Source organism: Streptosporangium sp. NPDC002607 (assembly GCF_053592655.1).
This window is the reverse complement of record NZ_JBSFWD010000012.1, coordinates 167,606-192,437: the sequence shown is the minus strand read 5'-3', so window position 1 is coordinate 192,437 and position 24,832 is coordinate 167,606. Positions and strand designations below refer to the sequence as shown.

The 24,832-nt window shown below is 69.6% G+C and carries 25 protein-coding genes; 8 read left to right on the top strand and 17 right to left on the bottom strand.

Translation table 11 applies throughout. The features are described 5' to 3' along the window. The first annotated feature begins 99 nt into the window (after positions 1-99). Positions 100-2,169, top strand: a complete 2,070-nt coding sequence (locus tag ACWD3H_RS16835; RefSeq protein WP_451955593.1) for a WD40 repeat domain-containing serine/threonine protein kinase — start codon at positions 100-102, stop codon at positions 2,167-2,169. A gap of 175 nt (positions 2,170-2,344) precedes the next feature. Here ACWD3H_RS16835 and ACWD3H_RS16830 read toward each other — a convergent pair whose 3' ends face one another. From ACWD3H_RS16830 to ACWD3H_RS16815, 4 genes are all read right to left on the bottom strand, one after another. Further along, complete coding sequence (locus tag ACWD3H_RS16830; RefSeq protein WP_451955592.1) at positions 2,345-2,800, bottom strand: DNA-binding protein; 456 nt, start codon at positions 2,798-2,800, stop codon at positions 2,345-2,347. Positions 2,801-2,833: 33 nt separating this feature from the next. Further along, positions 2,834-3,172, bottom strand: coding sequence for a hypothetical protein (locus ACWD3H_RS16825; RefSeq protein ID WP_451955591.1), 339 nt, complete (start codon positions 3,170-3,172; stop codon positions 2,834-2,836). 87 nt (positions 3,173-3,259) lie between these two features. Then, a complete protein-coding gene (locus ACWD3H_RS16820) occupies positions 3,260-4,465 on the bottom strand; it encodes a cytochrome P450 (RefSeq protein ID WP_350914391.1) in 1,206 nt (401 codons plus the stop codon). A gap of 399 nt (positions 4,466-4,864) precedes the next feature. After that, positions 4,865-8,077: a glycosyl hydrolase family 95 catalytic domain-containing protein gene (locus ACWD3H_RS16815; protein WP_451955590.1), complete on the bottom strand. Its 3,213-nt coding sequence runs from the start codon at positions 8,075-8,077 to the stop codon at positions 4,865-4,867. Positions 8,078-8,544: 467 nt separating this feature from the next. On the opposite strand from ACWD3H_RS16815, the gene ACWD3H_RS16810 reads away from it, so the two are divergent. From ACWD3H_RS16810 to ACWD3H_RS16780, 7 genes are all read left to right on the top strand, one after another. Continuing rightward, on the top strand, positions 8,545-9,390 hold the full coding sequence (locus tag ACWD3H_RS16810) for a fumarylacetoacetate hydrolase family protein (RefSeq protein WP_451955589.1): 846 nt from the start codon (positions 8,545-8,547) through the stop codon (positions 9,388-9,390). Further along, entirely contained in the window at positions 9,387-10,694 is a 1,308-nt protein-coding gene (locus ACWD3H_RS16805; RefSeq protein WP_451955588.1) for an L-fuconate dehydratase, read from the top strand. The genes ACWD3H_RS16810 and ACWD3H_RS16805 overlap by 4 nt, the downstream gene beginning before the upstream one ends. After that, positions 10,687-11,433 (top strand): SDR family NAD(P)-dependent oxidoreductase, encoded by a 747-nt coding sequence (locus ACWD3H_RS16800; protein WP_355567836.1) that lies wholly within the window; start codon positions 10,687-10,689, stop codon positions 11,431-11,433. Before ACWD3H_RS16805 ends, ACWD3H_RS16800 begins: the two co-directional genes overlap by 8 nt. A gap of 81 nt (positions 11,434-11,514) precedes the next feature. Then, on the top strand, positions 11,515-12,573 hold the full coding sequence (locus ACWD3H_RS16795; protein WP_350914401.1) for a sugar ABC transporter substrate-binding protein: 1,059 nt from the start codon (positions 11,515-11,517) through the stop codon (positions 12,571-12,573). Further along, entirely contained in the window at positions 12,573-14,066 is a 1,494-nt protein-coding gene (locus ACWD3H_RS16790; RefSeq protein ID WP_355567840.1) for a sugar ABC transporter ATP-binding protein, read from the top strand. The genes ACWD3H_RS16795 and ACWD3H_RS16790 overlap by 1 nt, the downstream gene beginning before the upstream one ends. Further along, positions 14,066-15,079, top strand: coding sequence for an ABC transporter permease (locus tag ACWD3H_RS16785; RefSeq protein ID WP_355567844.1), 1,014 nt, complete (start codon positions 14,066-14,068; stop codon positions 15,077-15,079). The genes ACWD3H_RS16790 and ACWD3H_RS16785 overlap by 1 nt, the downstream gene beginning before the upstream one ends. Before the next feature lie 185 nt (positions 15,080-15,264). Then, positions 15,265-16,221, top strand: coding sequence for an aldo/keto reductase (locus ACWD3H_RS16780; protein WP_451955587.1), 957 nt, complete (start codon positions 15,265-15,267; stop codon positions 16,219-16,221). 10 nt (positions 16,222-16,231) lie between these two features. Here ACWD3H_RS16780 and ACWD3H_RS16775 read toward each other — a convergent pair whose 3' ends face one another. The 13 genes from ACWD3H_RS16775 to ACWD3H_RS16715 form a co-directional block, all read right to left on the bottom strand. After that, positions 16,232-16,366 (bottom strand): hypothetical protein, encoded by a 135-nt coding sequence (locus tag ACWD3H_RS16775; RefSeq protein ID WP_451955586.1) that lies wholly within the window; start codon positions 16,364-16,366, stop codon positions 16,232-16,234. 375 nt (positions 16,367-16,741) lie between these two features. Then, positions 16,742-17,359 (bottom strand): DNA-3-methyladenine glycosylase I, encoded by a 618-nt coding sequence (locus tag ACWD3H_RS16770; protein WP_451955585.1) that lies wholly within the window; start codon positions 17,357-17,359, stop codon positions 16,742-16,744. Between the two features lie 16 nt (positions 17,360-17,375). Beyond that, entirely contained in the window at positions 17,376-18,044 is a 669-nt protein-coding gene (locus tag ACWD3H_RS16765; RefSeq protein ID WP_451955584.1) for an alpha-ketoglutarate-dependent dioxygenase AlkB family protein, read from the bottom strand. 13 nt (positions 18,045-18,057) lie between these two features. After that, positions 18,058-18,567, bottom strand: coding sequence for a hypothetical protein (locus ACWD3H_RS16760; RefSeq protein ID WP_451955583.1), 510 nt, complete (start codon positions 18,565-18,567; stop codon positions 18,058-18,060). Further along, a complete protein-coding gene (locus ACWD3H_RS16755) occupies positions 18,555-18,842 on the bottom strand; it encodes an Ada metal-binding domain-containing protein (protein WP_451955582.1) in 288 nt (95 codons plus the stop codon). Before ACWD3H_RS16755 ends, ACWD3H_RS16760 begins: the two co-directional genes overlap by 13 nt. Further along, positions 18,839-19,573, bottom strand: coding sequence for a 2OG-Fe(II) oxygenase (locus tag ACWD3H_RS16750; RefSeq protein WP_451955581.1), 735 nt, complete (start codon positions 19,571-19,573; stop codon positions 18,839-18,841). The genes ACWD3H_RS16755 and ACWD3H_RS16750 overlap by 4 nt, the downstream gene beginning before the upstream one ends. Next, entirely contained in the window at positions 19,570-20,187 is a 618-nt protein-coding gene (locus tag ACWD3H_RS16745; protein WP_451955580.1) for a methylated-DNA--[protein]-cysteine S-methyltransferase, read from the bottom strand. Before ACWD3H_RS16745 ends, ACWD3H_RS16750 begins: the two co-directional genes overlap by 4 nt. Next, entirely contained in the window at positions 20,184-20,681 is a 498-nt protein-coding gene (locus ACWD3H_RS16740) for an RNA polymerase sigma factor (protein ID WP_355558559.1), read from the bottom strand. Before ACWD3H_RS16740 ends, ACWD3H_RS16745 begins: the two co-directional genes overlap by 4 nt. Before the next feature lie 39 nt (positions 20,682-20,720). Further along, positions 20,721-21,227 carry a methylated-DNA--[protein]-cysteine S-methyltransferase gene (locus tag ACWD3H_RS16735; RefSeq protein ID WP_451955579.1) on the bottom strand — a complete coding sequence of 169 codons (507 nt, stop codon included), beginning with the start codon at positions 21,225-21,227 and terminating at the stop codon, positions 20,721-20,723. 141 nt (positions 21,228-21,368) lie between these two features. Continuing rightward, complete coding sequence (locus ACWD3H_RS16730; RefSeq protein ID WP_451955578.1) at positions 21,369-21,569, bottom strand: hypothetical protein; 201 nt, start codon at positions 21,567-21,569, stop codon at positions 21,369-21,371. 293 nt (positions 21,570-21,862) lie between these two features. After that, on the bottom strand, positions 21,863-22,537 hold the full coding sequence (locus tag ACWD3H_RS16725; RefSeq protein ID WP_350914414.1) for a FadR/GntR family transcriptional regulator: 675 nt from the start codon (positions 22,535-22,537) through the stop codon (positions 21,863-21,865). 37 nt (positions 22,538-22,574) lie between these two features. Next, positions 22,575-23,594, bottom strand: coding sequence for an MBL fold metallo-hydrolase (locus ACWD3H_RS16720; RefSeq protein ID WP_451955577.1), 1,020 nt, complete (start codon positions 23,592-23,594; stop codon positions 22,575-22,577). A 25-nt stretch (positions 23,595-23,619) separates the two neighbouring features. Beyond that, on the bottom strand, positions 23,620-24,777 hold the full coding sequence (locus ACWD3H_RS16715; protein ID WP_350914418.1) for a steroid 3-ketoacyl-CoA thiolase: 1,158 nt from the start codon (positions 24,775-24,777) through the stop codon (positions 23,620-23,622). Between the last annotated feature and the right edge of the window lie 55 nt (positions 24,778-24,832).

Below are 24,832 nucleotides of genomic sequence, written 5' to 3'. Positions count from 1 at the left end.
TCGGGGCTTCTGCTGCGGCAGGGGGCCGCCTATCGTCATTCCTTGGATCAGAAGCGGTTCCGGCCGTCCGCTGACGGGGACGTGGAGACGAGGTGAGCGATGTCCGAGCCGGGCCCGCTGACCGTGGGCGACCCCGAGCGGATCGGCGGCTACCGGCTGAGCGGGGTGCTGGGCGACGGAGGTCAGGGCGTGGTCTACCTCGGCCACGATCCTGCGGACCGCAAGGTCGCGATCAAGGTGCTCCACGTCCGGATGGCGACCGATCCCAAGGTGCGCGAGCGGTTCATGCGCGAGGCGGAGATCACCCGCCGGGTCGCGGCGTTCTGCACCGCCCAGGTGCTGGGCGGGGGGATTGTCGGCGATCGGCCCTACCTGGTCAGTGAGTACATCCCCGGGCCTTCGCTGAAGGAACTGGTCACCGGCGACGGGCCGCGGATCGGCAGCAGCCTGGACCGGCTCGCGGTCGCCACCCTGACGGCGCTGGCCGCGATCCACCGGGCAGGGATCATCCACCGTGATTTCAAACCCGACAACGTGATCATGGGCCCGGAGGGGCCGGTGGTCATCGACTTCGGAATCGCCCGGGTGCTGGCCGTCACCACCACGGGTTCGGGGCTGGTGGGCACCCCCGCCTACCTGTCGCCGGAACAGCTTGACGGTCACCAGGCCGGCACGGCGTCGGATGTGTTCAGCTGGGCCGCCACCATGGTGTTCGCCGCCACGCGGCATCCGGCATTCCCCGGCGCCATACCGGCGGCGGTGATGAACGCCGTCTCCAACCGCGAACCCGACCTCGCCGGAGTGCCCGAGCGTATCCGCCCGCTGCTGGCAGCCTGCCTGGCCAAGGACCCCGGCGCCCGGCCCACCGTGGCCGACCTGCTCGCCACCCTCACCCGTGAGGAATCCAGCACGGTGGATCACCGGCCGCGCGGCCCCGCCCCGCCGCCTCCGGCGTCCCGTGTCCCGCGCCATTCCGTCAGGGGACGCCTGGTGGCCGTGGCGGCGATCGTCGCCGTTCTCATCCCGGCCGCCGCGGTCTTCTGGTCGTGGCAACCGGAGTCCCCCGAATCTTCCACCCCGCCGTCCACAACCCCCTCCGGAACCTCGGCCCTGTCGTTACCGTCCTCATCCGCCACGGGTTCCTCCAGGACCTCCGCTCCGTCGCCCGGTCAGACTTCGAAGGTCGTTCCCTTCGGCATGCCGGTCGGCAGGCCGTTCACCGGGCACACCGGGGGAATCCATTCGATGGCGGTGGCGGAGTTGGCGGGACGGCCGGTCGTCGTCTCCGGCAGCAGCGGCGGCGACGGGGGGCGCACTGCGCGGGTGTGGGATCTGGCCACCCGGAAGCAGATCGGCAGGCCGTTCACCGGCTACGCGGTCACGGTGGCGGAGTTGGCGGGGCGGCCGGTCGTCGTCTCCGGCGACCACGACGGGATACGGGTGTGGGACCTGGCCACCCGCGAGCAGATCGGCGGGCTGCTCACCGGCCCCGGTACGGGGCTCACGTCCGTGTTGGTGGCGGAGCCGGCGGGGCGGCCGGTCGTCATCGCCACCGGTAACGGAAAAATATATATGTGGGATCTGGCCACCCACGAGCGGATCGGCAACCCGTTGACCACGCGCACCGCTTCGGTCGAGTCGATGGTGGTGGCGGAGTCGGAGGGGCGGCCGGTTCTCGTCTGCGGCGGCTACGGCGGAATCGTGCAGGTGTGGGACCTGGTCACCCGCAGGCAGATCGGCAGCCCGTTCACCGGCTACACCGACGCCGACCTGTCGGTGACGTTGGCGGTGGCGGAGTGGGAGGGGCGGCCGGTCCTCGTCGCCGGTGTCTCCGGCGGCGACGGGGAGCGCACTGCGCGGGTGTGGGATCTGGCCACCCGCGAGCAGATCGGCAAACCGTTCACCGGGCACACCTCGGGAGTCGAGTCGGTGCTGGTGACGGAGCTGGCGGGGCGGCCGGTCGTCGTCTCCGGCGGCTACGACGGGGTGCGGGTGTGGGATCTGGCCACCCGCGAGCAGATCGGCAGGCCGTCCACCGGCCGCACACAGGAGATCACGACGATGCTGGTGACGCGACTGCGGGGGCGGCCGGTCGTCGTCTCCGCCGGCTTCGATGGAGAGATACGGGTATGGAGCCTGACTCCGCCCTCCCCCGCGCCCGGCTCCTGAGCGTCCGCCGCCTCTGCCGGATCCCCCGCAGGAAACCTCCCCGCGTCCCGGCGGCACTGCCGGAGCCCACCTCCGAGGATCACCGCCTGCCTGGAGAAGATCCGCGCTGAGGGCGGCACCATCCGCGCGGCCGACCCGGTCGAGAAACCGCTGGAGACCGTCATCCGGCCAAGGATCACCGTGTGGCCGGCGCGTTCGTGGACCCCTCGGTGCGGCCGGCCAGTCGTTCGTAGCGTTGTTTGGCCGCCTGAGGGGTGCCGAGGCCGAGGCCGAAGGCGATCTCCTGCCAGGTGAGGTCGCGGCCGCGCGCCATGAGCAGGAGCGCCGCCTCCAGCTCGTCCATCTCCGCGCGGGCGCGGGGCAGCAGGGTCAGGGCGGCGGTGATGTCGGCGCGGTCCACCTCCGGCTCACCCTCCTCGCGCTCGGCGGCGCCGCTCAGCAGGAACGACACCAGCCGGACGGTCTCGTGCGCCCCGAGGACCGTGGGGTGGACCTGCCGGCGGCGCTGGGCGTCGTCGGTCGCGTGGCGCTCGGTGATGCGCGACAGGGAGGCGTACTCGCGGTGCGCTCGTGCCTGGCTCGGGTTCGGAGGCGTGAAGGCACCGGCTGATTCATCGTGGTTCGCGGACATGCGAACCACGATCGCCTATCGAACGGCTTGTTGTCAATAAATCGTGTTAAACGATTTGTTTAAACAGTGCCGCCTCCCCCCGACGGGGACGGAGGCGGCTCTCGGGTCATCGAAGCCTTTCGAAAGGTCGTTGAGGAGGCCGGACAGGACACGGCGGGCCAGCCGGGCGCATCCGGGCGGGTCGGTGACGATGCCGTGCCGTACCGGCCAGCGCCATCGTCCGTCAGGTACGGCGTCGGCCGCACCCGTGACCTGACTCGACGGATCCGCCGGGACGGCGGAGGGCTCGTAGATCAGCGTGTCGCCGCCGGAGAGCAGCCGGGTCCGGGCGGTGCCCAGGTCAAGGGCGGCCCGCCTACCGGGATCGGTCATCTCCTCACCTCCTCGTGTCCCGGCAGACGACGCAGTACCGGGTGTGCGGAGAGGCGGCCGGTGATCGCCGGCGATCACGGCCGGGCCTCAGGTTATGGAGACCGGCAGGTCCTTGATGCCGTTGATGAAGTTGGAGCGGAGCCGGCGGGCGGGGCCGGCCTGCTCCAGGTTCGGCAGCCGCTCGGCCAGCACCTCGAAGAGCACCCGCAGCTCCAGCTTGGCGAGGTGGTTGCCGAGGCAGAAGTGGGCACCGCCACCGCCGAAGCCGATGTGCGGGTTGGGGTCGCGGCCGATGTCGAAGGTGCCGGGGTCGGCGAACACCTCCTCGTCCCGGTTGGCGGAGCTGTAGAAGACCACGATCTTGTCGTCGGCCTTGACCTCCTGGCCGCCGATCGTCGTGTCGACGGTGGCCGTACGGCGGAAGAGGTTCACCGGGGAGACCCAGCGGACGATCTCGTCGGCCGCGGTGCGGGCGAGGGTGCGGTCGGCGACCAGGCGCCGCCACTGCTCGGGGTGTTCGAAGAAGGCGAGCATGCCGCCCGAGGCCGCGTTGCGGGTGGTCTCGTTGCCCGCGACCACGAGCAGCAGCACGAACAGGTCGAACTCCTCCTCGGTGAGGGTCTCCCCGGCGGCGTCGGGCATGATCAGCTTGGTGACGATGTCCTCGCGGGGCCGTTCCCGGCGCTCGGCGGCCAGGGTGTTGGCGTAGGCGTAGACCTCCATGGCCGCGTCCGTGCCCTCGGCGGGGTCGGTCGCGTAGTCCGGGTCGTTGGCCCCGATCATCCGGTTGGACCAGTTGAAGATCTTGTCCCGGTCCTCGACGGGGGCGCCGAGCAGCTCGCAGATCACGTACAGCGGCAGCGGTGCGGAGATGTCCCTGACGAAGTCGACCGAGCCGCGTGCCTTGGCCTCGTCCACCAGCTCGTGGCAGATGTCGCGGATGTGCTGCTCAAGGGCGCCCATCATGCGGGGGGTGAACCCCCGGTTGACCAGGGAGCGCCGCCGGGTGTGCTCCGGCGGGTCCTGGTTGAGCATCATCATCCGCTGGAGGGCGCGCTGGTCCTCGGGCATCTCGTCGAAGAGCGCGAGCTTCCTGCTTGAGGAGAACAGGTCGGAGCGGCGGGAGACGTGCACCACGTCGGTGTGCCGGGTGACCGCCCAGAAACCCGGCCAGTCCCGTTCGGCGTCACCCGGGTGCGCGTAGACCGGCGCGTTCGCCCGTAGCCAGGCAAGCTGATCGTGCGGCGCGCCGTTCCGCCAGTAGAAGTCCTGGTCGACCAGATCGATGTCCAACGGTCCTCCTGCGTGAACCGGGTCGGCGTTCCCGTGACGCGGCTCGTTGTCGGTGCGGCCTGCGAGTGCGGTCGGCGACGTGCTCCCCCGTTCGCGCGGAACGTTCCTCGCGGGACGTCCGTCACGGACGGGACTGTTCTCCCTCTCTCCCAGGGGGCACGCCGTCTTGCCAAGTGGTCGATCTAACGCTTGGTAGGGCTGCTTTCTGAAACGTGTTCTATTACGTGGCGGGTGTCCCGTCAAGTCGGGAGCCGCCGGACCACGGTCGCCCGGAACCCTACCTCGTGAGGCCCGGGAAGCGAGTGCTTCCCGGGCCTCAAGGGGATCGGGGACGACTCCGCACGGGAACCGGCGACGGATCCCGTGCGGGAGCCCCGCGGCGAGCGGACCGCGTACGGGTCAGAACGCGATGTCGCGCCAGGTGCCGACCTCGGCGGCGGTCAGTGCCCTCGGCAGGACGGCCATGCGGTCGACCGCCCCGCTCAGGCGCTGGCCGCCGCCCTGGTCGGCGCCGAAGCGCAGCGGCCGAGAGGTGCAGCCGGTGATGCCGTCGGTGGTGGCCGTGCCGCCGCCGACCCGGGTGCCGTCCACGTACGTGTTGATCGCGCCGGTCCGGTCCATGGTGACGACGAGGTCGATGTAGCGGCCGGTCGGGATCGTCCCGCTCAGCCCCACGTTCAGCCCGGCGCCGATGAAGCGCAGGGTGTTGGAGGGGGTCAGGTCGACGATGATCCCGTCGGTGCCCGGGTTGCCGCTCGGCTGGGAGTCGAAGAGCCGCCGGTAGCCGGTCCCCTCGATCTTGACCTCGGCCGCGAACGTCGCCTCGGGCAGGTAGCCGATCAGCGTGTTCTCCGTGGTGATGTAGGTCGAGCCGTTCAGGACCAGCCCGCTGCCGCTCGGGGCCGCGGTGTCGTAGGTAGCGGCGCCGACGACGGTGCCGTGCCTGCCGCTGCCGGAGGAGTCGGTGACGGTCGTGCCCGACGTCGGGTCCCAGGCGACGACGGCCCTGCCCGCCGGGGGAGAGACGCACGGGCTGAGGCGGACGGAGGTCGCACCACCGGCCGTCCAGCCGTCGCCCGCGAGTTCCGCCGTGATCCGCGCGGATCTGGTCCCGTTCGCCGGGCCGACGGCCACGGTGAACGAGGCGGTCCTGGACTGCCCGACCGGGACCTCCGGCACCTGGATCGAGACGGGCGTGGCCGTCCAGCCCCGCGGCAGGACGAGGGTCGCCGCGCCCGCGGGCACGGTGCGACCCCCGGTCGCGGTGACGGTGACCTCGACCGGGATCGACTCACCGCTGCCCGCGGCCCCGGGAGCGGTGATCTTGACGACCACCTCGTTGACGATCGTGTAGGACCTGCCCGCCTTGGCGTCGATGGTGATGACGTCACCGTCGCGGCGCGGGTCGATCGTCCTGCCACGCTCGTCCTCGACGCGGTAGCGGCCACCGATCATGGCGGCCCGGACCTTGAGGGGACCGGACCTGCCGGCGTGCACGGTGACCCTGTCGGCGTTGCCGTCCTTCCAGGAGGCGTCCACGGTCACGTCACCGCGGGCCCGCAGACCGGTCACCGAGCCGGTGGCCCAGGTCGACGGCAGCGCGGGCAGCACGTGGACGGTGTCGTGCTGGCTCTGCAGCAGCATCTCGGCCATGCCGGAGGTGGCGCCGAAGTTGCCGTCGATCTGGAACGGCGGGTGGGTGTCCCACAGGTTGTCCAGCGTGGAGCCCTTGAGCTGCTCGCCGAGCATCTTGTGCGCGTGGTCGCCGTCCAGCAGGCGTGCCCAGAAGTTGATCTTCCATGCCTTGCTCCAGCCGGTGCCGCCGTCGCCCCGCGCGGTGAGTGAGACCTTGGCCGCCTCGGATTCGGGGGTCCCGGCCGTTATCTGCCGTCCGGGGTGCAGCGCGAACAGGTGGGAGACGTGCCGGTGGGTGTTGCCCCGGTCGTCCAGGTCCTCCTTCCACTCCTGGAGCTGTCCCCAGGAACCGATCCGGATGCCCGGGTCGAGCTTGGCCAGCGCGGCCGTCACCTCGGCCTGGAAGGCCTTGTCGGTCTTCAGTTCCTTCGCCGCCTCCAGGGTGTTGGTCAGCAGATCGAAGACGATCTGCTGGGACATCGAGGCGCCCGCCGTGAAGTCGCCCTGCTCGGGGGAGTAACTGGGGGAGACCACGAGAGCGCCGTCACGCGGGTCGGTGTAGAGGGTGTCCAGCCAGAACTCGGCCGCGCCCTTCATCACCGGGTACGCGGTCTTGCGCAGGTATTTGGTGTCGCCGCTGAAGCGGTAGTGGTCGTACATCTGCTGGGTCAACCACGCCGCCGCGTCCGGGAACCAGAACGCGGTGGCCCAGTTGTGCACGCCGGTGAAGCCGAACGGGTTGGTCTCGTTGTGCACCACCCAGCCGCGCGCCCCGAACATCTCCCGCGCGGTCTTCGCGCCGGGGGCGACCATCGACTGGATGTAGCGGTCGTACGGTTCGGTCGTCTCGGCGAGGTTGGTCTGCTCGGCGAGCCAGTAGTTCATCTGCAGGTTGATGTTGACGTGGTAGTCGGCCGACCAGGGGGGGTTGGTCGAGTTGTTCCACACGCCCTGCAGGTTGGCCGGGAGCGACCCCTTCCTGGAGGAGGCGATCAGCAGGTAGCGGCCGTAGGCGAAGAACATCGCCTCCAGCGCCCGGTCGTCGGCCGAGGCACCGCCGGTGTACGCCGCGCGGAGCCTGTCGGTCGGGACGGCCGGGGCCCGCTGACCGAGGTCGAGCCTGACCCGGTCGAACAGCTTCCGGTAGTCGGCCAGGTGGTCGGACCTGAGCTTTTCGTACGACTTCCCGGCGGCCTTGTCGACCGCCGAGGTGACCTTGGCGTGCGGGTCGGCGCCCCGGTAGGTGGGGTAGGTGTCGGCGTAGTCGGTGCCCGCGGACAGCACGAACACCGCGCTGTCGGCGCCCGCGACGGTGATCCGGTCGGTGCCGTCGGTGCGGGTGCCGCCCTGGGTGATCACCTGGACCTGGGACTCGAACCTCATACCGTTGTCGGCGAGCGCACCCCGGACCGTCAGGCGTCCCTTCGAGACCGAGACCTGCCTGTCGGAGCGGGGGGAGGAGGTGCGCAGCGTGAAGGAGACCTTGCCCTTCTCGCCGGCGGAGATCCGGCCGACGATGACGTTGCCGGGGTGGCTGGCGAAGTACTCGCGGGAGTAGGTCACGCCGTCCGCGGTGTAGCCGACCCTGGCGACCGCGTCGCGCAGGCTCAGCTCCCGGCGGTAGCCGGTGGTGGCCCCGGGGGTCTCGGGCATGTCCAGCCAGAGGTCGCCGAAGGTCTGGTAGGCGCCGAACCCCCTCTTGGGCTGGCCGAGCTTGGCCGCCACCGCCGTGGGGGAGATCTTGCCGTCGCGGTCGATCTCTGCCCTGACCTCGGCGATCGCGTTCGGCCTGGGGGAGGTCCAGTTGCCGAAGTCGTAGCCGTCGGAGCCGGGACCGCCGGTCCACAGGGACTTCTCGTTGAACTGGATCTGCTCGCCGCCGACGCCGCCGAACACCATGGCGCCCAGCGCGCCGTTGCCGATCGGCAGCGCCTGGGTCTCCCAGTCGGTGGCGGGCTTGTCGTACCAGAGCGTCAAGTCATCGGGTGTATCTGCTTGTGTCATGTTCGCTGACAGCTCCGCATTCGCCGGACCGAGTCCGTATAGCCCGGTAGTGAGGGTGAGGGTGGCGAGGAGAACTATGGCGAGGCGTCGTCGTGGGGGGCGATGCAACGAATTCCTCCGATCACAGGGCGGGACTGTTTCTAGGAGATAGCACCGAAACTCCGCCGTAACAAGCCTCATCCTCCGATGTTTGTTACGAGTCGATCGCTCGCGCCCTCGTCACCGAAAGCCGCGCCGTAGACGATCTTTGCTCCTGTCCGCCGGGGGAAGTCCGATGACTGAAGGCTGAAACTGGGCCATGATCCGGTATAACCCCTGTCAGATGGGATTTCTCCTCGATAACGGATCGGATGTATCGGGGGCGAGGGGGTTGACATCGAGGTTCAGCGTCGTTCAGCATCACGGAACAAGACATCCGATGTATCAACGAAGGGTGCGGTGTGAAGCTGCTGCGAGTAGGACCCGTCGGCCATGAGCGGCCGGCCGTCCTGGACGGGGCCGGTAACCTCCGCGAAATCTCCGAAGCCGAGATCGACGGGGCTTTCCTCGCCTCCGGGGGAGTGGCTCGCGTCCGGGAGGCGCTGGAGCGGGACGAACTGCCCGTGCTGGACGCCGAGGGACTGCGGATCGGCGCCCCGATCGCCAGGCCGGGCAAGATCGTGTGCATCGGGCTCAACTACCGTGACCACGCGGAGGAGACGAACACCCCGCCCCCGGCGGAACCGGTCGTCTTCATGAAGGCCGCCAACACGATCGTCGGTCCCGACGACGAGGTGCTCATCCCCAGGGACAGCGTGAAGACCGACTGGGAGGTCGAGCTGGCGGTCGTCATCGGCGAGACGGCCCGCTACGTCGAGACGGACGAGGAGGCGCTGTCCAAGATCGCGGGCTACACCATCTCCAACGACGTCTCCGAGCGCGAGTTCCAGCTGGAGCGCGGCGGCCAGTGGGACAAGGGCAAGTCCTGCGAGACCTTCAACCCGCTCGGCCCCTGGCTGGTCACCTCCGACGAGATCCCCGACCCGCAGGCCCTGGGCCTGCGCCTGTCGGTGGACGGCGTGCGGCGCCAGAGAGGCGACACCAAGAACATGATCTTCACCGTGGCGGAGATCGTCCGCTACCTCAGCCGGTTCATGGTCCTCGAACCCGGTGACCTCATCAACACCGGCACCCCCGCCGGCGTCGCGCTCGGCCTGCCCGGCACCCCGTACCTGCGAGCGGGGCAGATCATGGAACTGGAGATCGACGGCCTCGGCGCCCAGCGGCAGACGGTGGGACAGGCATGAGCGAGGGGGTGGGCGCGTACCACATCACCTCGATGGAGACCCATGACATCCGCTTCCCCACCTCGCTGGAGCTCGACGGCTCCGACGCGATGAACCCCGACCCCGACTACTCGGCCGCCTACCTGGTGCTGAGGACCGACGACGGGTTCGAGGGCCACGGCTTCGCCTTCACCATCGGACGCGGCAACGAGGTGCAGACCTCCGCGATCAGGGCGCTGGAGCCGTACGTGCTCGGCAGGGACGTCGAGGACATGGGCGCGCTCTGGAAGGAGATGGTCCACGACTCCCAGCTGCGCTGGCTCGGCCCGGAGAAGGGCGTCATGCACATGGCGATCTCCGCCGTGGTCAACGCGTTCTGGGACCTGAAGGCCAAGCGGGCGGGCAGGCCGCTCTGGCTGCTGCTGGCCGAGATGTCGCCCGAGGAGCTCGTCGAGCTGGTCGACTTCCGCTACCTCACCGACGCGCTCACCCCGCGGGAGGCGCTGGAGATCCTGCGCGCCGCCGAGCCCGGCAGGCGCGAGCGCATCGCCCACCTGCGCGAGCACGGCTACCCGGCCTACACGACCTCACCGGGATGGCTCGGCTACGGCGACGACAAGCTGCGCCGCCTGTGCAAGGAGGCGATGGACGAGGGCTTCACCCAGATCAAGCTGAAGGTCGGCGCCGACCTGGAGGACGACCGGCGGCGGATGCGCATCGCCCGCGACACCTGCGGCGACGACTTTCCCATCGCGATCGACGCCAACCAGCGCTGGGACGTCGACTCCGCCATCGCCTGGGTGAACGCCCTCGCGGAGTTCCGCCCGCACTGGGTGGAGGAGCCGACCAGCCCCGACGACGTGCTCGGCCACGCCGCCATCGCCAGGGGCATCGCGCCCATCCCGGTCGCCACCGGTGAGCACGTCCAGAACCGCATGGTCTTCAAGCAGCTCCTGCAGGCCGACGCGATCTCCTACCTGCAGATCGACGCGGCCCGCGTCGCGGGGGTGAACGAGAACATCGCGATCCTGCTGCTCGCCGCCAAGTTCGGCGTCCCGGTCTGCCCGCACGCGGGTGGGGTCGGCCTGTGCGAGCTGGTGCAGCACCTGTCGATGTTCGACTACGTCGCGGTCAGCGGTTCGATGGAGAACCGGGTGATCGAGTATGTCGACCACCTGCACGAGCACTTCGTCGACCCCGTGGTGATCGAGAACGGCGCCTACGTCGCGCCGAGCCTGCCCGGTTTCGGCGCGGCCATGCACGCCGCGTCGATCACCGACCACACCTACCCCGACGGCCCGGTATGGAGGTCCCTCAATGGGTGAGTTCGACGGCCTGCGCGCCCTGGTCACCGGTGGCGGTTCCGGCATCGGCCTGGCCGCCGCCACCCTGCTGGCCGAGCGGGGCGCGCGGGTGGCCTGTCTGGACATCAACGCCTCCGGTGGTCCGTTCGTCGAGGTCAAGGCGGATGTCACCGACGAGGAGGCGGTCCGCGCGGGCGTCTCCGGGGCCGTCGAGCAACTCGGCGGCCTGGACGTCCTCATCAACAACGCCGGGATCGGCGCCGCAGGGACGATCGAGGACAACTCCTACGAGGAGTGGTCGAAGGTTCTGGACGTCAACGTGCTGGGCATCGTCCGGGTCACCCGGGCGGCCCTGCCGCACCTGCGCCGCTCGGCGCACGCCGCGATCGTCAACACCTGCTCGATCGCGGCGACGGCGGGACTGCCCCAGCGGGCGCTCTACAGCGCGTCCAAGGGGGCCGTCCAGTCACTGACCCTGGCGATGGCCGCCGACCACGTCCACGAGGGGATCCGCGTCAACTGCGTCAACCCGGGCACCGCCGACACTCCCTGGGTGCGGCGCCTGCTCGACGCGGCGCGGGATCCGGCGGCCGAGCTGGCGGCACTGGAAGGCCGCCAGCCGATGGGCCGCCTGGTGAGCGCCCCCGAGGTCGCCGCGGCGATCGCCTACCTCGCGAGCCCGCTCGCGGCGTCCACCACCGGTACGGTCCTGGCCGTGGACGGTGGAATGCACGGGCTCAGGCTCCGGCCCAAACCCTGATCCCGAGGTCGGCCTGACCCGGATGAGACAGCGCTCCATAGAAAACTCACCCCCCACATGGCTTTGAATCGAGGCAAAGGTATGAAAATCGGACCCGCGGCGACAGGCGCGGCACTGCTCGCGCTCGCCTTCACCCTCTCCGCGTGCGGATCGCCGGAGGCCACCGGTACCGGCGCGGCCCAGCCCGCCGGTGAGGCCGGTGCCAAGGGCGGCAAGGTCGGGATCGACTTCCCCCGCGCGGACTCCGACTTCTGGAACTCGTTCAACAAGTACGTCCCGCAGATGGCGACCGAGCTGGGCGTCGACCTGATGCCGCCGACCAACTCGCAGAACGACGTGGCCAAGCTGGTGGCCAACACCCAGGCCCTGTCGGGACAGGGCGCCAAGGTGATCGTCATGGCCCCGCAGGACACCGGCGCGATCGCCTCCACGCTGCAGACCCTGGAGGGCAAGAACATCCCCGTCGTCACCGTGGACACCCGCCCGGACAAGGGCAAGGTCTACATGGTGGTACGGGCCGACAACAAGGCGTACGGCACGAAGGCCTGCGAGTTCCTCGGCGAGAAGCTCGGCGGCAAGGGCAAGGTCGTCCAGCTCATGGGCGCGCTCTCGTCGATCAACGGCCGTGACCGGGCCGAGGCGTTCGGCGCCTGCATGAAGGAGAAGTTCCCCGAGATCACGGTCTTCGACGAGCCGACCGAGTGGGAGGGCACCAAGGCCGCCTCGATGCTGCAGACCCGCCTTGAGCAGCACCCGGATATCAAGGGCGTCTACATGCACGCCGGAGGTGTCCACCTGGCCCCCACCATCCAGGTGCTCAAGGCCAAGAACCTGATCGTGCCGCCGGAGGACCCCAAGCACGTCTTCGTGATCTCCAACGACGGCATCCCGCAGGAGTTCGAGGCCATCCGCAAGGGCGAGATCGACGCCACGGTCTCCCAGCCGGCCGACCTCTACGCCAAGTACGCGATGTTCTACGCCAAGGCTGCGGCCGAGGGCAAGACCTTCCAGCCCGGCCCCACCGACCACGACAGCACGATCATCCAGCTGCCGAACGGTCTTGAGGACCAGCTCCCCGCCCCGCTGGTCACCAAGGAGAACGTGGACGACAAGGCTCTCTGGGGTAACCAGGTCAAGTGATGACATCTTCCGTCACGGCGGTCGAGGCGGTTGGGATCACCAAGCGCTTCGGCCCCACCACAGCCCTCAACGGCGCCGGGATCGCCATCGCCGAGGGGGAGACGCACGCGCTCGTCGGCAGGAACGGCGCGGGCAAGTCCACGCTGGTGTCGATCCTGACCGGCCTGCAGCGTCCGGACGAGGGTGAGGTCCGCTTCGCCGGGCGGCCCGCGCCGCCGCCGGCCGACCGGGACGCCTGGCGGCAGCGTGTCGCGTGCGTCTACCAGAAGTCGACGATCATCCCCACGCTCTCCGTCGCGGAGAACCTCTTCCTGAACCGCCAGACCGAGCGGGGCAGGATCAACTGGCGGACCCTGCGAAGGCGGGCCCGGCAGCTCCTGGAGCAGTACGGCGTGGACGTCGACGCCGAGACCATGGCCGGGGATCTCGGCGTCGAGCAGCGCCAGCTGCTGGAGATCGCCAGGGCGCTGTCGTTCGGCGCCCGGTTCATCATCCTGGACGAGCCCACCGCCCAGCTCGACGGCCCCGCCATCCAGCGGCTCTTCGACCGGATGCGCGCCCTGCGGGAGCAGGGCGTCACGATGATGTTCATCTCCCACCATCTTGAGGAGGTGTACGAGATCTGCCAGAGCGTCTCGGTCTTCCGCGACGCCCGGCACATCGTCACCGCCGCGGTCGGCGACCTGCCCCACGACCGGCTCGTCGACGCGATGACCGGCGAGGCCACCGCCGCCTACGAGTACCGCACCCGCACGCCCGATACCTCGGCCCCCGTGGTGCTCTCGGCGCGGGCGCTCAGTCTCGCGGGTCGCTACCAGAACGTGGACCTGACCGTTCGCGCGGGCGAGATCGTCGGTCTGGCCGGCTCGGGCAGCAGCGGCAAGGTCGGTCTCGCCGAGACCCTGGTCGGCCTGCACCGGGCGGACACCGGGACGGTGACGGTCAACGGCACGGAGGTCAGGCAGGGCGATGTGCCGTCGGCGCTCCGCGCCGGGCTCGGCTTCGTCCCCCAGGACAGGCACCACCAGGGCTTCGTCCCGCTGCTGTCGATCGCCGAGAACGCGACCATCCCGATCGCCCACAAGCTCGGCCGCTTCGGCGCGGTGTTCCCGGCCCGCCGCCGCGAGCGTGGCGCCCGGATGATCGAACAGCTGGACATCAAGACGACGGGGCCCGACCAGCCGGTGGCCGACCTGTCCGGCGGCAACGCCCAGAAGGTGGTGCTGGCCAGGGCGCTCGCCGACGACCCTCGCGCGCTCGTGGTCATCAACCCGACCGCCGGGGTGGACGTCAAGGCCAAGCACTCCCTGCTCGGCGCGGTGGAGGACGCGGCCGACCGGGGCGCGGGGGCCGTACTGGTCTCCGACGAACTCGACGACCTGAGGATCTGCGACCGGGTCCTCGTCATGTTCCACGGCAGGATCGTCAAGGACGTGCCGCGCGGCTGGACGGACAACGAGCTGGTGGCGGCGATGGAAGGTATCGACCACTGATGACCACGACGAAGACCCTCCCTCCCGCGCCGGCCGCCCCCCGGGGGCGCCGCATCCGGCTCGGGCGTTTCCGCGACCTCACCCTGGTCCCGGTGATCGTCGTTCTGCTGATCGCCGGTTCCCTGGTGGACCCGATCTTCCTCACCCCGGGCAACCTGACCAACGTGCTCCAACAGCAGTCCGCCCTGGCGCTGGTGGTGCTCGCCGAGGCGCTGATCCTGATCTCCGGCAAGTTCGACCTCTCGCTGGAGTCCACGGTCGGCATGGCGCCCGCCGTCGGCGTGATGCTGGTCATCCCGGTGGCGGCCGGCGGCTTCGGCCTTGAGCTGCCCGGCATCCTGGCGATCCCGCTCTGCCTGCTGATCGGTGGCCTGGTCGGCGCCTTCAACGGCTTTCTGATCCTGCGCTTCCAGCTGTCGGCCTTCATCGTCACGCTGGCCATGATGATCGTCGTGCACGGTCTCCAGCTGGGTCTCACCCAGGGCAAGAGCCTGTTCGAGCTGCCCGAGTCGTTCCTCTACCTGGGCAGCGCCACCTGGCTCGGCCTGCCGGCGGCCATCTGGATCGTCGGCGCGCTCTTCACCGCGGCCATCGTCACGCTCGGCTACTTCCGGGTCGGCCGCTCGCTCTACGCCATCGGCGGCAACGCCGACGCCGCCCGCGCGGCGGGCGTCAGGGTCGAGCGGGTCGTCTGGGTCGTCTTCGTCATCGGCGGGATCGTCGCCGCGCTCGCCGGCGTGCTGGAGACCGGTCGCCTGGGCGGCATCAGCGCCAACCAGGGCGTCGGCTGGATCTTCATGGCCTTCGCCGCCGCCGTCATCGGCGGCGTCAGCATGGACGGCGGCAAGGGGACGATCCTCGGCGCGCTCACCGGTGTCCTGGTGATCGGCCTCGTCGAGAACATCCTGACCCTGAAGGGCGTCCCCGGCGAGTGGAAACAGCTCGTCTACGGTTCGATCATCCTGGTCGCCCTGATGATCAGCCGCCTGGCCGGCGGCAAGGCCCAGGACTGACGCGCCGCGGTCCCGCTCCTCCGGGCGGGACATGCGGACGTTCAGCCCGTACGGGCGCGGAGCCGGTGCGGACCTGCGAAGTCTGCAGGGGTGCGCGGACCCGGGCGGATACCTCAAACTGCACGAGAGCCGTAAAGCATTACTCCCGTACGAGAAACGTGAAGCCGTACAGAACGGAGCAAGAGGTGCAGGTCAGCAGGTATGGCTTCGGTGCGGCCCCGATCGGGAACCTGTTCTCGGCGGTCGGCGAGGACGTGGCGCGGGCGGCGGTGGACGCGGCCTACGAGGCGGGCATCCGGCTGTTCGACACCGCGCCGCACTACGGGCTCGGCCTGTCGGAGCGGCGGCTCGGCGCCGCCCTGGCGGACCGGCCCCGTGACTCCTACGTCCTGTCCACCAAGGTCGGCCGCCTGCTCGTCCCGGCCGAAGAACCCTTCGGCCGGGACGAGCAGGGCTTCGACGTCCCCGCCGACCTGCGCCGGGTGTGGGACTTCTCCCGCGACGGGGTCAGGCGCTCGCTGGAGGAGAGCCTGGAACGGCTCGGCCTGGACGCGGTCGACATCGTGCTGATCCACGACCCGGACGACCACTGGGAGCAGGCGGTCTCCGAGGCGTACCCGGCCCTGGCGGAGCTGCGCGACCAGGGGGTCGTCAAGGCGATCGGGGTCGGCATGAACCAGGCGGAGATGCTCGCTCGGTTCGTCCGCGAGACCGGCGTCGACATGGTCATGCTCGCCGGGCGCTACACCCTCCTCGACCAGTCGGGCGCCGACGAGCTGCTGCCGCTCTGTGCCGGGCGCGGCGTCTCGGTGTTCGCCGCCGGGGTGTTCAACAGCGGCCTGCTGGCCACCCACGACCCGTCGGGCACCTACGACTACGCACCGGCCCCCGGCCCGCTCCTGGAGCGCGCCCGCCGGATCGCCGCCGTCTGCGACCGCCACGCCGTCACCCTCCCCCAGGCGGCCCTGGCCTTCCCGCTGCGCCACCCGGCGGTCGCCTCGGTCGTCATCGGCGCCCGCTCCGCCACCGAGGTAACCCGCAACGCCACCCTGACCGCCCGCCCCATCCCCGAGAACCTCTGGACCGACCTCGCGGCCGAAGGTCTGATTCCCTCGTCGAGGCTCTATGGCGAGAGGGGCTGAGCCTGGCGGCTCAGCCCCTCTCTGTGGGTTCGGCGTGGAACTCCTTCAGCGCGATGAACTCCACGCCGACAGTTGGGCACATCTTGCCACTGACGCGCGGCGGCGCCTTATCGATGGTTGTGAGGTCGTACAGCATCGGAGACATATGCATTGGCTCCTTCGGCAGGGTGCCGAGTAGGGTGCCCGCGGACACCGGGCGCTGCGCCGCGGGCACCATCGAGGAGGAACCTCGACATCTCTGGAGACGGCGCCGGCGATAGGTTCGTGAGATTGTCGGTTCGATCGGCGATACGCGCGATCGGTCCAAGAGGTGGAGCATTCCGTAGGACCGGTAAGGGGCCATGCATCTGCTTCCGCGGGGGTAGCTGCACTGAGCGCCCGGCGGGACACGAGGTCGCCGGGGGCGAAGGTGTCGGGGTGCTGAAGCGCGCGGACGGAGACGTAGTTCGGTCCACGGTCCGATTCCTGGGATCGCGAGGAGAGCTACTCGCGCTTCACTAAAGGGGTCGGTCCCGCAAGTTCAGGCCGGCCAGATTCCCGAGCTTCCCCGGCGATGCGAGCCGAGTAGATGGGTGTCGACGATGCCGATCGCTTCCATGAGTGCGTACATGGTGGTCGGGCCGACGAACACGAAACCGCGCCGGCGGAGCTCCTTCGACAGCGCGACCGATTCGACGGAGGACGTGGGGATCTCGGCGAAGGTACGAGGGTGCGGCGTATCGGCGGGTTTGAATGACCAGACCAGCCCGCTGATGCCGACGTCCTCGCGAAGTTCGATCGTCGCGCGCGCGTTGGTGATCGCGGCTTCGATCTTCTGCCGGTTGCGGACGATACCCGTGTCGGCGAGAAGGCGTTCGATGTCGCGTGCTGTGTAGGCGGCGACCGTGTCGGGGTGGAATCCGTCGAACGCGGCACGAAAGGCGGGCCGCTTGCGGAGGATCGTCGCCCATGAGAGTCCGGCCTGGAACGCTTCGAGGCTGATGCGTTCGTAGACGCCTTGCTCGTCGGTGACGGGCACGCCCCACTCGGTGTCGTAGTAGTCGCGAAGCAGTCGATCGGTCGCCGCCCACGCGGGCCGGGCGAGGCCGTCGTCTCCGACGATGACACCGGGGTCGGACCCGGGAGGCGATTCGGTCATCGGCGACGTCGTCCTTTCAGCCGGCGAGGCCGGTCGTGCGCATGGTGATGTTGATCCGGCCGCTGTCCAGGCCGCATCCGTCTGGTGCGGTGAGCGGATGGATGCGGGTGACGCCGTGGTAGGCGAGCCGGGACGCGCCCCCGAAGACGAACAGATCGCCGGAGCGGAGCAGGAGGTTGGCGTAGGGCTTGCCGCGGTTCTCGGTGTTGCCGAAGCGGAAGGTGCAGGAGTCGCCGATGGAAAGAGACACGACCGGGGCGAGGGAGCGTTCGTCCTTGTCCTGGTGCATTCCGAGGCGTGCGTTCTCGTCGTAGTAGTTCACGAGCGCCGCGTCGGGGGTGTAGGCGCCTGCTTCCGTTTCCGGGTAGCCGGCTTCGTGGAGGGCGCGCCGTCCGAGCCGAATCATCCAGTCGGGGAAGGGGAGGACCCGGGCGCCGTTGACGTCCGTCGCTTCCCGTGTGTACTTGTACGGCTGCCAGTGCCAGCCGAGGCACACGGTGCGCACCGACATCTCGTGGCCGCGGACTTTCGCGGCACGAATCGGAACAGGCCCCTGCGTCCACGAGTGGAACTGACGCACGATCCAGGCCTGCTGGTCGAGCGTCAGCCAGCCGGGCACCAGGACTGCGTCCGGGCTTGGTGTACTGCGCTGTTGAGGCTCCAGATCGGGGATGAACAGCGTCATTGTGTGTGATTCCTTAGGCTTCGTCGAAGATGAGGCGTCCTTCGCGGACGGTCCAGGGGGTGCCCTGCGAGCTCACTCCGGCGAGACCGTCGAGATTCCAAAGGCCGACGAGTTCCAATGTCTCTGGACTGCCGATGGTCGCCGTGACGAGGGCGTGTTCGGGACGCCATCGGGTCGACCACAGCAGCCGCCGGGTCATCTGGGCCCACCCGGCGGCGGGGCCGGTCATGATCCAGAGGCCTGCGCCTGCGCCCGCGAAGCGTGTCGCCTGGCGCAGCCATGACGCGGCCGTTTCCGGCCAAGTGATCGCATCGACGACTTCTCCGCCCGTTGCCTCCCAGACGGCCGCGAACTCGTCCGCGAACGCGAGTGCACGGGCCGTTCTGCCGGAGCCGATCGCGACACGTCGTGCACCGCGGGAGCGGGCGAGGTCAGCCAACGCGGCGAGCTCGTGCCGTGGCACGGGCACTTCCGCGCGGTCCGGCGCCGACCGTTGCAGCAACGGAGTGGTCATGGTTTCCATGACTCGCCCCGCTCGCACGCGGCCTTCCACGCCGCGTACCGGTCCTTGCAGCAGGTGTTGCAGGGGCGGTAGCCGGCAGTGATCGCCGTAGCCTCGTCGGCGAAGAAGACGCGGTGTTTCACGTAGCCGCCGCGGGCGATGGCGCGCAGCGCCGCCGGGCAGTCAAACCGACCGTAAGTCCGGCTGCCGCGGTGGCCGGCCCACTCGCCCTTGACAGGGGACGAGAAAGGGTGGTCGTCCGATCCGGTGAGTGTGTAGCTCTTCGCGGTGTTCATGCGGCGTCGTGGAAGACGAGGGCCAGGGTGTGGCGCTGACCGGAGCGGATGGCGGACACGCCGTGACGAACCGGTGCGGCTGACCATCCTCGGGCCGAACGGACGGGGCGATCCCGGGTGGTGAAGAGGTAGCCGTGCCCGTGGGGCAAGAGCGTCGCCGTTCCGCGGGACTGGGCGCGGGGACGCTGTTCCAGGAGCAAGAACTCACCTCCCGTGTGGTCGACGCCGGGCTGGTTGAGGTTGATCACGACCTGAAGGGGAAACACGAGGTCGCCATAGAGGTCGCGGTGCAGCGCGTTCCAGTCCTTCGCGCCGTAGCGGAGCAGGATCGCCGACGACCTGGTTTGTCCGGCGTCGTGGCACATCGCGAGCCATTCGTCGAGCGTGTCAGGCCACGGTGCGGGGCGGCCGAGCTTGGTCCACCAGTCGCGAGCGATTGGCAGCAGGCGCGGGTAGAGCGCCTGCTTCAGCCGTTCGATCGGTTCCGGGTAGGGCGCGGCGAAGTACTTGTACTGTCCTTCGCCGAAGCGATACCGGCCCATGTTGATCGTGCTGCGAAACAGCTCGTCGTGGCCGTACATCTCTCGGACCTGCTCGGCCTCGGTCGGAGTGAGGAGCTGCGGGAGCAGGGCGCCGCCGTACTCGTCGATCTCGGCCGTGACGGTGGCCCAGTCCGCGGCGTCGACGCGGTCGCGCCACGGATCGGTCTGGGGATTGGCGGCGGGGGTCATGCCGCGGCCTCCAGGTTCAGCAGGGCGGTCTTGGCGTCGAGGCCTCCGATGTAGCCGCCGAGGGTGCCGTCGGTGCGGAGCACGCGGTGGCAGGGAACCACGACGGGGAGAGGGTTGGTGGCGCAGGCGGTGCCGACGGCGCGGACGGCCTTCGGGTTGCCGACGAGCTCGGCGATCTGCCGGTAGCTGCGGGTCTGCCCGTAGCCGATCTCGGGCAGGTGCCGCTGCACGAGCTGCCGGAACCCGTGGGACAGCGACAGGTCGAGGGGCAGGTCGAACGCCTTCCGGCGGTGGTCGAAGTACTCGTCGATCTCGCGGGCCGCGTCGTCGAGCCGGCGGGGTGCGCGCAGGATGCGGGGGCTGATCTTCCGCGCCAGAGTCTCCAGCACGTGATCGTGGTCCTCGTTCGCGTATGCGACCCGGACGAGGCCCTTCGAGGTTGCCGCGAGAAGCAGCTTCCCGACCGGGGAGTCGATGGTGGTGTACGCGACGTCCACGAGCCCGTTGGCCTCGGCGTCACGTTCGAGCCGGGCGTGGAGGCGGGCGAGGGTGTCGGCGTCGATGGGCGTCGACAGCACGCTGAGAGTGTCGTTATCGTGTCGGATGTCGCTCATGAGAATGCTCCTTTCGTGTGTGCGCCCGGATAGTTCTTTCTGAGATTGTTCAACCCGTCGGCCGCGGCTCTTCGGGCCGCGTCGACGGTACCGCCGAGGGTCGCCGCGATCTCCGCGTGCGACATCCCGGCGAGGTATCGGAAGGTGATGGCTTGGCGCTGCTTGTCGGGCAGCTTCGCCACCGCGTCCCACAGACTCGTGTCGTCCGCTCCGGGGATGCCGAGGTTGGTCGGCGCCTCGGGGAGGGTTTCGACGGCCAGCGGGTTCCGTTTCGCGGCCCGGTGCACGTCGATTGCCTTGCGGCGGGCGATGGTCACGAGCCAGGCTTCCACGTTCGCCGTGTCCGGCAGGTCGGGGTAGGCACGCATTGCCGACAGGAAGGTTTCCGACCAGGCGTCGTCGGCTTCATGCACGCCCAGGAGCGCGCGGCAGACGCGCAACACGGTGGTGCCGTGCTGCGCGACCACCTTCTCGAACGGTTGTTTCATCTTCATCCCATGAAGTCGCTGAACGCAGGTTTACGTGAGGTCCTGTCAGAACAATCGTCCGGCGCGGACCTGGGCGGGCTCCTCGAGTTCCAACAGCGCCTGCTTGCGCTTCAGCCCGCCGGCGTAGCCGGTGAGGTTTCCGTTCGCGCCGAGCACGCGGTGGCACGGCACGAAAACGCATAGCGGGTTCGCACCGACCGCCTGACCGACGCGGTACGCCAGACCGCGGTCGCCGAGTCGTTCTGCGATGCGACCGTAGGTCGTCGTCTCGCCGAACGGGATCTCGTTCACGATGCTCCACACCGCCTGCTGGAACGCGTCGCCATCTGCCCGCAGCGGTAGAGCGAACTCCCGCCGGCGACCGGCGAGATAGTCCTCCAGCTGCGTGGCGGCCTCAGCAAGCAGGGCGTCGCCCGCGACCACGGCGCCGAACGTCTCCTGCGCCGGACTGCGGATGTGGTGCCGGAAGTACAGGCCAGTGACCGCGTCGCCCTCGGCGACGATCGTGACCGGCCCCAGGGTGGTATTCACCACGGTGTGTCGAGTACTCATGTCGGTTCCTTTCGCTTTCTCTGCTGTGGAGACGCACGGGGCGCCTCAAATGTGAGGCGGCTTCTGTTCAGACATGTCGAGGACTGCCGAACCTCGCGACGTCGACTCGCGCAGCGTCACAGAAAGGACGTTGCTGCTGCGCTACGCGGCGGCAAGTCGAGTAGACAGTCGTTCGCGGAGCAACGTGCTCGACACGCCGCCCGTGTAGGGGAAACAGACGATGCGGACACCGGCGGGACCGAAGAAGGACTCGTAGCGATGCCAGTCCTCGCTCCCGCGCCAGTCGTCTCCGACGAAGGTGATCCCGAAGCGGTGCCGCTCCCACGCCGAGATGCGATCCATCCGTGTTTGCGGTACGACCTCGTCCTCATGCATTGAAGACGTCCGGACGTGCGTGAATGTGAGATGGCATCCGTGGATCGCCGAGGTTCACAGGAGGTGGTTCGGGAGACCGCGTGGCGTGATCTTGGCCCTGGCCGGGCGTGCTGTCTCCCGACGCTTTCGGAGACGACGGGCTGATGGTTCGCCAGGCGCGTTTCACGACCGGGGAACGGTGCTGCCGGGCAGGCATGGGACAGGCGGCGGGTTGCCGTGAACAAGAGGCAGGGTGGGGGACCGGCCGGTGGGCGGGCGCGTCAGGCCAGGGCGTTGCGGAGCCAGTCCTCGACACCGGCGATGTGGACGGTCGCCCAGGCGCGGGCGACCTCCGGCTGGTGGGCGGCGATGGCGTCGCAGATCGCGGTGTGCTGCTCGCGGGTCTTCTCCAGGGCGTTCTCCTGGGTGAGGCCCCGCCAGATCCTGGCCCTGGTGGTGGGACCGGAGAGGCTCTCGATGAGGGAGCAGAGCACGGCGTTGCCCGAGCCCGCCGCGATGCGCTGGTGGAACTCCAGATCGTTGGCGACGAGCTGCTCGACGCTCGGGTCGGGAGGCAGCGCGTCGAGGATCTTACGGAGTTCGGCCACCTCCGACTCGGACATGTACGTCGCCGCCATGGCGGTCGCCGCGGGTTCCAGGATCCGGCGAACCTGGAAGAACTGCAGCACCGTGTCGTCCTGATGGAAGTCGACCACGAACGACATGGCGTCGAGCAGGAGCCTCGGCTCCAGGCTGGTCACGTACGTGCCGTCGCCCTGGCGCACGTCCAGCACGTTGATCAGGGCCAGCGCCCTGACCGCCTCGCGCAGGGAGTTGCGCGAGAGGCCGAGCCGGTCGGCCAGGTCGGCCTCCTTGGGCAGCCTGCTGCCCGGGGCGAGCTCGCCGGACAGGATCATCTGCTTGATCCTGTCGATAGCGGCGTCGGTGACCGCCACTCCGCACCGTCCTCAGGTTTCGCCAGACATCCGATGTCTATGAGTGTATGGCGAACCGGACCGGATCCACCCCCGTCACCCGGCGGATGATCCCGCGAGCCTCCAGGGTGCGCAGGTGCGCCGCCGCCTCCCCGGCCGCCATCCCACGCAGCATGGGAGGGAAGTCCTCCCAGGGCCGGTTCCAGGTCATCCGTCCGGCGATCTCCCAGATGGTCAGCGGCTCCGCCGCCTCGGCGAGCAGTGCGGCCAGCCGTCGGAGCTTCTCCTCGTGGTGGATGCCGATCTCCGCCGCCCGAGCCGCCGTATCCGGAAATATCCATTCATGAGCGGGCAGGGCTTCGAGTTCGCCCAGGCCCTTCACCTTCTCCAGCGACTCCAGGAAGTCGCTGAGCGGGTCGACGTCCGCCCGGTCGTACGGGTAGATGCCGATGTGCGGGGTGATCGCCGGCAGCACGTGGTCGCCGGTGAAGAGCCGGTCGGCGTCCTCCAGGTGCAGGCAGACATGGCCCGGCGTGTGGCCGGGGGTCCAGACCGTACGGAGCCTGCGCCCCGGCAGGTCGATCAGGTCGCCGTCGGAGAGAACGCGGTCCGGCAGCGCGGGCGGCTTCGGCCGGTTCACGGTCACCTCCTCCACCTCGACGGTGCCCGCTCCCGCGCGGCGCAGCATGTCGGCCTGGAGGTCGCGGTGCGCGTCGCCCTCGACCTCCCGCATGAAACTGACCAGTTCGGCGTCGGCCTCGTGCATGGCGATCCACGCGCCGGACTCCTCCCTGACCTGCCCGGCCAGCCCGGCGTGGTCGGGGTGGAAGTGGGTGACGACCACCCCGCGCACGTCGCGTACGTCCATGCCGACCGCGCCCAGCCCGTCGCGCAGGGCCAGCCACGCCTCAGGGGCGTTCCAGCCCGCGTCGATGAGCACCGGCCCGGCGGGGGACTCGATCGCGTAGACCAGGGTGTAGCCGAGCGGATTGCCGGGGATCGGGACGGGCACGCTCCACACACCGCCACCGGTGTCGAACGGACGCTGCTCGCTGTACGGCCTGCGGCGGGATTTCAACGGTGCTGCTCCTTACCGGCGCCGGTCAAAGGCGCTCCAGGACGGTCGCGGTCGCGAGCGCCCCGCCCGCGCACATCGATACCAGCGCGGTCGAGGAGTCGGACCGCTCAAGCTCGTGCAGGGCGGTGGTGACCAGCCGGGAACCGGTCGCGCCGACCGGATGGCCGAGTGCGATGGCACCACCGTTGACGTTGACCCGTTCCATGTCTGGCTTGTGCACCGATGACCAGGATAAGACCACCGCTGCGAAAGCCTCATTCACCTCGAACCTATCGATGTCCGCCGTGCTCATCCCGGTGGCGGACAGGACTTTGGCCGTCGCGTCCACCGGCCCGTCCAGGTGGTAGTACGGCTCGGCGCCGACGAGCGCCTGGGCGAGGATGCGGGCCCTGGGACGCAGGCCGTGCCGGGCGGCGGCCTCCTCGCTCATCAGCAGCACCGCCGCCGCGCCGTCGGAGATCTGCGAGGAGGTGCCCGCGGTGTGCATGCCACCCTCGCCCATCACGGGCTTGAGCCCGGACAGCCCTTCGAGCGTGGTCTCGCGCAACCCCTGGTCCCTGCTGACGACGCGGGTCTCCCCGGTGGGCTGCCCGTCCTCGCCGAGGATCGGCGCGGTCACCGGGATGATCTCCCGGTCGAAGCGGCCCTCGGCCCACGCCGCCGCGGCGAGCCGCTGGGACCTGGCGCCGAACCCGTCGAGCCGCTCGCGGGTCAGCCCGCGCCGTCGCGCGATCCGCTCGGCGGCGGTGAACTGGTCGGGCAGGTCGATGGACCAGTCGTCGGGCCGGGGCCGGGCGGGCAGCACGTTGGAGCCGAGCGGTGCCCGGCTCATCACCTCGACGCCGCAGGCCACGCCGACGTCGATGACACCGGCCGAGATGAGCGCCGCGACCAGGTGCACGGCCTGCTGGGAGGAGCCGCACTGCGCGTCGATCGTGGTCACGCCCGTCTGGTAGGGCAGGCCGGCGTACAGCCAGGCATGCCGCCCGACATGACCGCCCTGCTCACCGGCCTGCGTGACGCACCCGGCGAAGACCTGTTCCACGGCGGCGGGGTCGATGCCCGCCCTGTCGATCAGACCACCCAGCGCCGCCGCGAGGACCGCCTGCGGCTTCAGCCCGGCGAGCCATCCGTTGCGCCTGCCGATCGGGGTTCTCACGGCTTCGACGATCACTGCACCCATACGATCTCCTCGCCCGCCGCCCCAGAACGTTGCTCTAGTCGCCTTCCAGTGCGAC

What these genes read in the sequence shown, in the direction of transcription:
- ACWD3H_RS16835 (WP_451955593.1), top strand. Translation starts at nt 100, where the DNA reads ATGTCCGAGCCGGGCCCGCTGACCGTGGGCGACCCCGAGCGGATCGGC.
- ACWD3H_RS16830 (WP_451955592.1), bottom strand. Translation starts at nt 2,800, where the DNA reads ATGTCCGCGAACCACGATGAATCAGCCGGTGCCTTCACGCCTCCGAAC.
- ACWD3H_RS16825 (WP_451955591.1), bottom strand. Translation starts at nt 3,172, where the DNA reads ATGACCGATCCCGGTAGGCGGGCCGCCCTTGACCTGGGCACCGCCCGG.
- ACWD3H_RS16805 (WP_451955588.1), top strand. Translation starts at nt 9,387, where the DNA reads ATGAGCGAGGGGGTGGGCGCGTACCACATCACCTCGATGGAGACCCAT.
- ACWD3H_RS16800 (WP_355567836.1), top strand. Translation starts at nt 10,687, where the DNA reads ATGGGTGAGTTCGACGGCCTGCGCGCCCTGGTCACCGGTGGCGGTTCC.
- ACWD3H_RS16795 (WP_350914401.1), top strand. Translation starts at nt 11,515, where the DNA reads ATGAAAATCGGACCCGCGGCGACAGGCGCGGCACTGCTCGCGCTCGCC.
- ACWD3H_RS16790 (WP_355567840.1), top strand. Translation starts at nt 12,573, where the DNA reads ATGACATCTTCCGTCACGGCGGTCGAGGCGGTTGGGATCACCAAGCGC.
- ACWD3H_RS16785 (WP_355567844.1), top strand. Translation starts at nt 14,066, where the DNA reads ATGACCACGACGAAGACCCTCCCTCCCGCGCCGGCCGCCCCCCGGGGG.
- ACWD3H_RS16775 (WP_451955586.1), bottom strand. Translation starts at nt 16,366, where the DNA reads ATGTCTCCGATGCTGTACGACCTCACAACCATCGATAAGGCGCCGCCG.
- ACWD3H_RS16770 (WP_451955585.1), bottom strand. Translation starts at nt 17,359, where the DNA reads ATGACCGAATCGCCTCCCGGGTCCGACCCCGGTGTCATCGTCGGAGAC.
- ACWD3H_RS16765 (WP_451955584.1), bottom strand. Translation starts at nt 18,044, where the DNA reads ATGACGCTGTTCATCCCCGATCTGGAGCCTCAACAGCGCAGTACACCA.
- ACWD3H_RS16760 (WP_451955583.1), bottom strand. Translation starts at nt 18,567, where the DNA reads ATGGAAACCATGACCACTCCGTTGCTGCAACGGTCGGCGCCGGACCGC.
- ACWD3H_RS16755 (WP_451955582.1), bottom strand. Translation starts at nt 18,842, where the DNA reads ATGAACACCGCGAAGAGCTACACACTCACCGGATCGGACGACCACCCT.
- ACWD3H_RS16750 (WP_451955581.1), bottom strand. Translation starts at nt 19,573, where the DNA reads ATGACCCCCGCCGCCAATCCCCAGACCGATCCGTGGCGCGACCGCGTC.
- ACWD3H_RS16745 (WP_451955580.1), bottom strand. Translation starts at nt 20,187, where the DNA reads ATGAGCGACATCCGACACGATAACGACACTCTCAGCGTGCTGTCGACG.
- ACWD3H_RS16740 (WP_355558559.1), bottom strand. Translation starts at nt 20,681, where the DNA reads ATGAAGATGAAACAACCGTTCGAGAAGGTGGTCGCGCAGCACGGCACC.
- ACWD3H_RS16735 (WP_451955579.1), bottom strand. Translation starts at nt 21,227, where the DNA reads ATGAGTACTCGACACACCGTGGTGAATACCACCCTGGGGCCGGTCACG.
- ACWD3H_RS16730 (WP_451955578.1), bottom strand. Translation starts at nt 21,569, where the DNA reads ATGGATCGCATCTCGGCGTGGGAGCGGCACCGCTTCGGGATCACCTTC.
- ACWD3H_RS16715 (WP_350914418.1), bottom strand. Translation starts at nt 24,777, where the DNA reads ATGGGTGCAGTGATCGTCGAAGCCGTGAGAACCCCGATCGGCAGGCGC.